At 70.4% G+C, this 7,871-nt stretch carries 7 protein-coding genes and 1 pseudogene; 4 read left to right on the top strand and 4 right to left on the bottom strand.

Annotated elements, in window-relative coordinates:
• The 3 genes and pseudogenes from ACFWFI_RS08670 to ACFWFI_RS08660 all read right to left on the bottom strand — a co-directional run.
• Positions 1 to 325: pseudogene (locus ACFWFI_RS08670) on the bottom strand (hypothetical protein); the annotation flags it as partial.
• Positions 322 to 1,695: an FGGY family carbohydrate kinase gene (locus ACFWFI_RS08665; protein ID WP_387387212.1), complete on the bottom strand. Its 1,374-nt coding sequence runs from the start codon at positions 1,693 to 1,695 to the stop codon at positions 322 to 324. The pseudogene ACFWFI_RS08670 and the gene ACFWFI_RS08665, both read right to left, overlap by 4 nt.
• Before the next feature lie 32 nt (positions 1,696 to 1,727).
• Entirely contained in the window at positions 1,728 to 3,125 is a 1,398-nt protein-coding gene (locus ACFWFI_RS08660; RefSeq protein WP_387387210.1) for an FAD-binding oxidoreductase, read from the bottom strand.
• A gap of 158 nt (positions 3,126 to 3,283) precedes the next feature.
• Between ACFWFI_RS08660 and ACFWFI_RS08655 the strand changes: the two genes are divergently transcribed.
• Both ACFWFI_RS08655 and ACFWFI_RS08650 read left to right on the top strand, forming a co-directional pair.
• On the top strand, positions 3,284 to 4,132 hold the full coding sequence (locus ACFWFI_RS08655; RefSeq protein ID WP_387387209.1) for a class I fructose-bisphosphate aldolase: 849 nt from the start codon (positions 3,284 to 3,286) through the stop codon (positions 4,130 to 4,132).
• Between the two features lie 95 nt (positions 4,133 to 4,227).
• Complete coding sequence (locus tag ACFWFI_RS08650) at positions 4,228 to 5,193, top strand: YhfZ family protein (protein WP_387387208.1); 966 nt, start codon at positions 4,228 to 4,230, stop codon at positions 5,191 to 5,193.
• Between the two features lie 45 nt (positions 5,194 to 5,238).
• Here the strand turns inward: ACFWFI_RS08650 and ACFWFI_RS08645 are convergent, their stop codons facing one another.
• Positions 5,239 to 6,108, bottom strand: a complete 870-nt coding sequence (locus ACFWFI_RS08645) for an alpha/beta fold hydrolase (protein ID WP_387387207.1) — start codon at positions 6,106 to 6,108, stop codon at positions 5,239 to 5,241.
• Positions 6,109 to 6,207: 99 nt separating this feature from the next.
• Here ACFWFI_RS08645 and ACFWFI_RS08640 point away from each other — a divergent pair, with 99 nt between their 5' ends.
• Positions 6,208 to 6,615: a winged helix-turn-helix transcriptional regulator gene (locus ACFWFI_RS08640; protein WP_387387206.1), complete on the top strand. Its 408-nt coding sequence runs from the start codon at positions 6,208 to 6,210 to the stop codon at positions 6,613 to 6,615.
• Positions 6,616 to 6,829: 214 nt separating this feature from the next.
• A complete protein-coding gene (locus tag ACFWFI_RS08635; RefSeq protein ID WP_387387205.1) occupies positions 6,830 to 7,723 on the top strand; it encodes an endo alpha-1,4 polygalactosaminidase in 894 nt (297 codons plus the stop codon).
• Positions 7,724 to 7,871: the final 148 nt, after the last annotated feature.

The raw sequence follows: 7,871 nt of genomic DNA, 5'->3' as shown, positions 1-7,871 counted from the left end.
CCGACAGGTCGACGAGCACCTCGCAGATCCGGGTGGCTCCCGCGGTCCGGACGAGGGAGTGAGCCAGACTCTCCGCTCCGAGCAGGTCCTCGAAGAGCCGTCCGGTGGGGCCGCCGGAGAAGCCGAGGAGTTGAGGAGCGGGCACCGGCGCGGACGGCTCGTGCCCGCCGGCCGCCAGCTGGGTCAGGACCCTGGCCACGTTGACGCCCTTGCCGCCCGCGAACGTCTCACTGCGGGTCAGGCGGTGGACAGAGCCGGGCCGGTGGGTCTCCACAACCAGGAGCCGTTCGATCGCGCTGTTGAGCGAGGTGATGGCGATGCTCACGATGTCTCCTTGCCGTCGTGGCCGGGGTGCGGTACGCCGGACCGCGTCAGGGCGTCCCTGGCGACGGCCGCCGCACCGGAGGCGACGGGCTCGGTCAGCGGGCTGATGTGCAGCGGAAGCTCCCAGCGCTCACGCCGGTGTGCCGCCATTTCGGGCCGCCTGAAGAGGGAACCCATCAGTGCGACCTGCCCAGGCCGCCTCCCGGCGAGTTCACACATCTCGCCGATGGTGGTACGCGCCAGATCGGCCAGGTGATCGAGCGTGCCGCGTACGACCTCGGCCGGCCGTGCCCCGGCCGGTACGCCGGCCAGTGTCAGCAGACCCTCGGTGCCCTCGCCGGTGGAGCCGACCTTCACTTGCAGCGACGGCAGACCGCCGGAGGGAGTCGTGGCGAGATCGGAGAACAGGCCGTCGAAATCACCGTCGTGGAACAGTTCGGCGAGCAGCTGGACGACCTTGCCCGAGGGGATGGGGCAGCCGAGCAGGAAACCGTCGTCGTGCCACGCACGCTCGTGGTCGAGGCCGAGCTCGTACGAGCGTGTCCTCGGGACGAACGTCTCGGTGCCGACCATGAGGTACTCGGACGTTCCGATGGAGTCGAACACCTCGGCCCCGCTCATGGCGTGCACCTGACGGGCAGCGACGACCTGGTCGTGGCCACCGATGACGACCCGGGCACCGGGGGAGAGGGTGACTCCCGGCAGGGACGCGGGCAGTATTTCCCCCGCGTCCGCTCCGGTGGGCAGCGCGGGAGCGAAGTGTCCGGGGGTGAGCCCGAGCCTCTCCATCGCCGGCGCGTGCGGAGCCAGAGTGGCCAGTTCGAAGCACTGGCTGTGAGTGATCTGGCTGGTCGCGCAGGACCATTCGCCTGTCATCCGGTGGGTGCCGAAGGTGCAGAAGTCCACCCAGCGAGCCGTCGACCGCCACAGCTCCGGCTCGCGGGCGCGGAGATGGGCCGTGCGTTCCGGAGTCTGGTCGAGCCGGTGGCGCAGCCCGGATACCTGGAACTGCTCGTAGGAATCGAGCCAGTGGGCCGTCTCCGCGTCCAGGGCACGCACTGGGCGTCGCTCCCACCACGCCAGCGACGGGTACAGCATCCGGCCGGCGCTGTCCACGGCGACGGACTCCTCCTGCCCGAAGGACGCCACGGCGGCTCCGCCGAGCGGGCCGTGCGGCGCTGCCGCCGTCCTCGCGTACTCGGCGATGAGCTCGGTGGTGGCGCGCCAGATGACCTCGGCGTCGTGGAACACTAGTGCGCCGACGTCGAGCGTGGGCGTGCGGATGCGGCCGGCCGGAAGCGGTGTGCCGTCCTCGTCGACGCCCGCCACCTTGATATGGGTGGTGCCGATGTCGATGCCGAGAAACCACATGGGTCGGGGGCCTTTCCTCGGAGCGGGTGGGATCAGAGGCCGAGCTTGCCGGGATTGAGCACGCCGTTCGGATCGAGGGCGTTCTTCAGGCGGCGCAGCAGGAGGTGCGAGGACCCGAGGGAACGCCTGGTGTACGGGGACCTGGCCAGGCCGCCGCCGTGGTGATGGGAGAGTTCCGCGCCGTGTTCGAGGGCCACGCGCATGGCGGTGGACCACACCTGCTCGAGCCGGCGCACGGCTTCCTCGTCGCTCGCGGCCTTCCCGCGAAGGATGAGATAGAGGGAGGTGCCCTGGGTGTAGACGTGCGAGAAATGGGCGAGCACCTCGTCCGCCAGTGGCGCGAGCGCCTCGGTAAGAGCGTGGTAGAGGGGAAGGACGCCGCTCCAGTTGTGGGCCACTTCCACCGTTTCCGCGTATCCGCCGTCCTCGGCGAGCAGATTCTCCACACCGGAGAAGTCGAAGCGCCTGGCCATCCACTTCTCCGTACCGCCGGGGCCGGTGGCGGTGCCGCCGTGCTCGGTGACGATGGAGCCCAGGGCGTCGGACTCGGCGCGGGCGACCGCCTCGAGTCCCTGGGTGCCCGCGAACATCACGGGGCTGTCGACCGTGTCGTCCTGGAGCGCGTGACGTGCCTCGGCCGTGTCGTACAGCCGCAGTACGAACGGCCGCAGCCCGGCTGCCGCCTGGGCCCGCATCACGGCCACGCCCGCCTCCACCGACGGCAGCCGGTAGGTCTCGAGGAGCCGGACGGGCGGCACGGGGAAGATCTTGAGGGTGACGGACGTGATGACGCCGAGTGTGCCCTCCGAGCCGAGGAAGAGCTGGCGCAGGTCCGGCCCCATGGCGGCGCGGGGCGCCGCGGACAGGCGCAGCGTCTCGCCCGTGGCGAGGATCACGGTATAGCCGACGACCAGGTCCTCGATGCCTCCGTAGTACGAGGAGAACTGGCCGGTGGCCAGCGTGGCGAGCCAGCCGCCGACGCTGGAGCGGTGCAGCGACTGCGGCGAGTGGCCGAGCGTCCAGCCCCGCTCCTGGAGTTCGGCCTCCAGCTGTCCGCCGTTGTAGCCGGCGGACGCCTCGACGGTCAGGTCCTCGGTGTTCACGGTGTACGTGGCCGGCAGGGCGGAGACGTCCAGCACGATGCCGCCGCGCACCGGAAGGGGCTGTCCGGTCACGGAGGAGGCGAGCGCGCGGACGGTGACGGGGACGTCGTGGTCCGCCGCCACGGCGAGCACCGCGCGTATCCCCGCCTCCGAGCCGACCCTGACCACGACGTCGGCGCGATGGGTGTGGCGGCCGAGCTTGCCGAGTTTGGTGGAGAGCGGCCAGGAGTCGTGGCTGGAGGCGGTGAGGGACACCTCGTCGGTATGGACGGCGTCCGGCCCGAGCTCGTGCGACAGGGCGGTGACTACGGCGGGGAGGTCTGTCATGGGTGCTCCAGAAATTGCTGATTCCGGGGGAGGCGGGGCGTGCGCCGAGTGGGCGCGAGCCGGAGGCGGCCCGCCGGGGCGGCTCGATTGACAGCCGCTGTGGTGGGATCCTAGGGTCATAATGCAATTCTCTGCAAGCTGCATATTGGAGCGATTTCATGGACTCGCGTACCGGTAAGAAGATCCGCCTCGGGCGACTGGTCAGGCCTGCCAGCGGACGGGCGGTCGTGGTCGCCGCCTCCCACGGGGTGACGAGCGGTCCGCCCGCCGGACTGCGCAGCACGGCGGAGATCCAGTCCGTCTTCAGCAAACTGACCACTGCCGACGGCGTCATGGTGACGCCCGGAATGGTCCCGCTCCTGGAAGACACGTTCACCGGGCGCGACAAGCCGGGGCTGATCCTCCATCTGGACTGGAAGAACCACGCCCGAGGCATCTACACGCCCGGCGCGGACGGCCGCGGGGAGGGCGTGCTCGCCCAGCTCGCCGACCTGGAGGCGGTTGCCGCGGCCGGGGTCGACGCCGTCATGACGTACCTCTATCTGGGGCAGCGCGACACCCGGCTCGAGCGTGCCGAGGTGGAGCGCAACGCCCGTATCGCCCGCGACTGCGAGCGCCTCGGCCTCGGCCTGATCATCGAGCCGCGCTCCGCGCTCGAGGGCGACGACCCGGACGCACTCGGTGCCGAGGTCATGAGCATGTACTGCCGGATCTCCGCCGACATCGGTGCCGACCTCGTGAAGGCACTGTGGCCCGGCTCGCCGGAAGCCTTCGCCCAGGTCACAGAGAGCTGCTACGTGCCGATCCTGCTGGCGGGCGGCAAGGGCGGAGACGACCCGCTCGACACACTCGCACTGGCACACGACGCCGTCACCGCGGGCGGAGGCGGCGTCATGTTCGGCCGACGGGTCTTCCGGGCCGAGCGGCCGGAGCGCGTGTTGTCGGCCCTGCACGCGGTCGTCCATGATGGTGATCCGGTCGACCGTGCCAAGGCGCTCCTGGCCTGAACCCGCGTCAGCCCGCCGACAGGCCGTTCAGCCGCACCACAGCATGTCCGCATATCCGCACCGGAGTCCGAAAGCACCGCGTGACCATGGCAGCCTTGAGTTCCAACTCCCCAGTCGGCACCGCCCCCAGGGAGGTCATCGCCCGGGACGTGCTCCGCGCAGGGGTCGGTGGGCGCCTGCCCACCACCGTCCACTACCAGGAGTCGCTGGGGGTCGGATCCGGCACGGTCCAGAAGGCGCTGAAGGACCTCAGGAACGAGGGGGCGATGTCCCTGGTCGCCCGAGGACACCAAGGGACCTACATCACCGAACTGGACGCGGCCCTGCTGTGGTCGGCGGCGCGGCTCAGCCCCGTGCACCTGCTGCTCCCGCCGAACGCCCCGCCGGAGTCGATGCGCGTCGCCAGGGCGGTGGCGGAGCGCTTCGCCCCGGTGGGCGCGTACACGACGGCCGGTCACCTGCGAGGGGCGGAGGCCCGGTTGCAGGCGATCGAGGCCCACCGGGCGGACATCGCGCTCATGTCCGCCGGAGCCGCCGGAGACCTGCTCTCCGAGGGCCCGGCCGGGCATCGCACGCTCACCCTCGGGAGCGGTACCTACTACGCGCCAGGAAGTCTCGTCGTCGTCACCCGCACCACCGGGCCGGAGCGCGGCGCCGGCGGGGCGGAACTCCGGATCGGTATCGACCTCGATTCCGACGACCACCAGCGGCTCACCCATGCCGAGTTCCCCGAGGGCTCGGGTCGTTATGTGCCGACCGATTTCACGTCCGTGCCGCGGGCGGTACTCCTCGGCGAGATCGACGCGGGCATCTGGCACACCGTCGACTCGCTGATCCCGCTCGACGCGGCCGGCCTGGACACGGCTCCTCTCACTCGCCCGGACGCCGTCGAACTCGCCATGGCCATCTCCGCCGCGGTCCTGGTGGCGACCCAGGACAACATCCCCGGCGTCCTGCTCTCCCGCGCCACGGACGAGGGCGACGACCTCCTCGCCACGCCGCCCGCAGCACCCCGGGCGGTCCTTCCTGACGGGGGCGGTCCCCTGCGGCTCCGGGTATGAGCGCACACTCTCCTGGAGGTGCAGCAACCTGTCCTGGGGCGGGTCTCAGGCGAAGAAGGGACGCACCAGGCGGAGGAGCGCCTCGGGCCGGTGCAGCGGAATGATGTGGCCGCAGTCCTCGATGACGTGACCGGTGAGATCATCGGCCACGGGCCGCAACTGTCGTTCGAGTGCCCTCCCCACCGGTTGGGCGCCGACGGCCAGGGTGGGTACCGACAGCCGCCCGTTTTCCACGGCTTCCCGGATCTGCCGTGCGGTGGCAGGCATGGCGCGGTAGTAGGCGAACGCGCAGCGCAGGGCTTCGGCGCCCGTGTACGCGCTGACGAAGGCGTCCCGGGTCTCGGTCCCGATTCCCTGGCCCAGGGTGCCCGAGTCGAGGAACCAGTCGATGTATGCCGCCTCGTTGCCCGGCAGTACGGTTTCCGCGAGCCCCGGAACCTGGTGGAAGCCGAACCACCACGGCGGCCCTCCCGCGAGGAATTCCTCGGCGCCGGGCAGCGTACCCAGGAGCGATTCCATGAGTACCAGCCGGTGGACGCGCTCGGGGCTGCGCATGGCCATCAGAAAGGCGGGCGGGGTTCCGGCGTCGATGGCGATCACGGACGCCGACTTCTCGCCGAACGCGTCCAGGAGGGTCAGGAGATCCTCGGCGAGGGTCTCGGCGTCGTAGCCGTCCGCCGCATGTGTGCTGGCGCCGAGGCCTCGAAGGTCGGGGGCGATCACCCGGTGCCGTTCGGCCAGGTCGCCCAGGACGCCGGTCCACAGCCGCCAGGTGTGCGGGAACCCGTGGACCAGGAGCAGGGCGGGCCCCGTGCCGGCGGTCGCCACGTTGAGATCGATGCCGTTCACCGCGACGCGGTGCAGCTCCACCGCCGGCGCCTGGCCCGCGGAGCCGGGGAGTGAAGAGAAGGGCATGAGGAGCCTCCCTGTAGTTACCAATGGTGACAACAGAACGGTAGGTGACTACCCTGGAGCGGCCAAGACCGCACTTTTGCACCAGGTGGTGAGCTTCAGGTGACCCCCTCGACAGCGCGTACGCCCAAAGGCACGCGCGGTGACTTGTTCGACCCGGAGTGCCCGACGCGGCGCCTGCTCGACCGGATCGGCGGCAAATGGACGTCGATGGCCGTCAAGGTGCTGGCAGAAGCGTCCCCGGACGAGGTGCGCTTCGCCGAACTGCAGCGCCGCATGGCGGGCGTTTCGCAGAAGATGCTGTCGGTCACGCTGCAGGGACTGGCCCGTGACGGACTCGTCAGCCGCCGCGTGGAGCCCAGTGTGCCTCCGCGTGTGTTCTACGGACTCACCGAGCTCGGCCTGTCGCTGGACGCCCCGCTGGCCACGGTCCGCCAGTGGGCCGAGGAGCACATTGCCGAGATCGACCGCGCCCAGCAGCTCGCCGACGAGCACGCGGCCGATTCCTGATGTCCGGTCGGTCGCCGCTGCCGATGCCCGGCAGCCGGCGCGAGACGCCCCTGTTCGGTGCCAAGGGAATGTTCGTGAGGTTCTGGGCACTGTGGGCCGCAGAGCACGCCGAGGACTTCCCGGTGACCTGCCGCCCCGGGGGACCGGCCTCCGGAGCGGTGACAGAGGATAGGTGGTGATCCATTTTCCGGATCCCTGACACCTGGAGATACGTGTGGCCGGCCGCGCCCCTTCCCTGTTCTTTCGCCGCAAGCGCGCGGTCGCCGGCGTGACGACGGGCCTGGCCTCAGTCCTCGTGGCGGGCGTTCTGGCCGGCTGCGCCGTCGAGGACGGCGCAGCGTCCGGCGGCGCCGAACCCGCGCAGCGGACGAAGACCGCCGATGTCGTCCTGCCGACGGCCGGTATGAAGTTCGACTATCAGATCGGTGGCGGCTACACGCCGCCCGACGGGGTGCGGGCGGTGTCCCGTGACCGTGAGGACGAGCCGGCCCCCGGCCAGTACAACGTCTGCTACGTCAACGCCTTCCAGACCCAGCCCGGCGCACTGGAGTGGTGGCAGGACACCCACCCGGACCTCCTGCTGCGGGACGGTGACGGGGAGCTGATCATCGACGAGGGCTGGGACGAAGTGCTTCTGGACACCTCGACGGCCGCCAGGCGCACCCAGCTCGCGGAGATCGTCGGGGAGTGGATCGACGGCTGCGAGGAGAGCGGCTTCCAGGCGGTGGAGCCGGACAATCTCGACTCCTTCGAACGGTCGAAGGGCAAACTGACTCAGGATCACAATGCCGCCTTCGCCGAGGCACTGGCTGAACGGGCGCACAGCGACGGTCTGGCGATCGGGCAGAAGAACACCACCGACCTGCTCGACCGGCACGCCGCGATCGGCTTCGACTTCGCCGTGACGGAGGAATGCGCCCAGTTCGACGAATGCGACGCTTACGCCGACGCGTACGACGACCGTGTCTTCGCCATCGAATACGAGGGCGAGGGCGACGTGGGCTTCGACGAGAGCTGCTCCGCCTGGGGCGACAGGATCTCCCTCGTCCTGCGAGACCTCGATGTGCTCCCCGCCGACGAGAAGGGTTACGTGTTCCGGACCTGCTGAGCTTCTAGCGGGAAGGGGGACGACTGCCGCGACATGAGCCGTGCCACGGCGTTGACGCGGGAGCGACGGAACGGCTGAGGGTGAGCCTTCCGCTCCCACGGTCGGCACCCCGAGTCCGCCCTCTCCCGGCCGGGACGGCCGGTGACCC

Source organism: Streptomyces sp. NPDC060209 (assembly GCF_042728155.1).
In the GTDB taxonomy this organism is placed as follows: Bacteria; Actinomycetota; Actinomycetes; order Streptomycetales; family Streptomycetaceae; genus Streptomyces.
This window is presented reverse-complemented; position numbering and strand designations above follow the sequence as displayed.

Coding starts and splice junctions, on each gene's coding strand:
- ACFWFI_RS08660 (WP_387387210.1), bottom strand. CDS start 3,125: ATGACAGACCTCCCCGCCGTAGTCACCGCCCTGTCGCACGAGCTCGGG.
- ACFWFI_RS08665 (WP_387387212.1), bottom strand. CDS start 1,695: ATGTGGTTTCTCGGCATCGACATCGGCACCACCCATATCAAGGTGGCG.
- ACFWFI_RS08645 (WP_387387207.1), bottom strand. CDS start 6,108: ATGCCCTTCTCTTCACTCCCCGGCTCCGCGGGCCAGGCGCCGGCGGTG.
- ACFWFI_RS08655 (WP_387387209.1), top strand. CDS start 3,284: ATGGACTCGCGTACCGGTAAGAAGATCCGCCTCGGGCGACTGGTCAGG.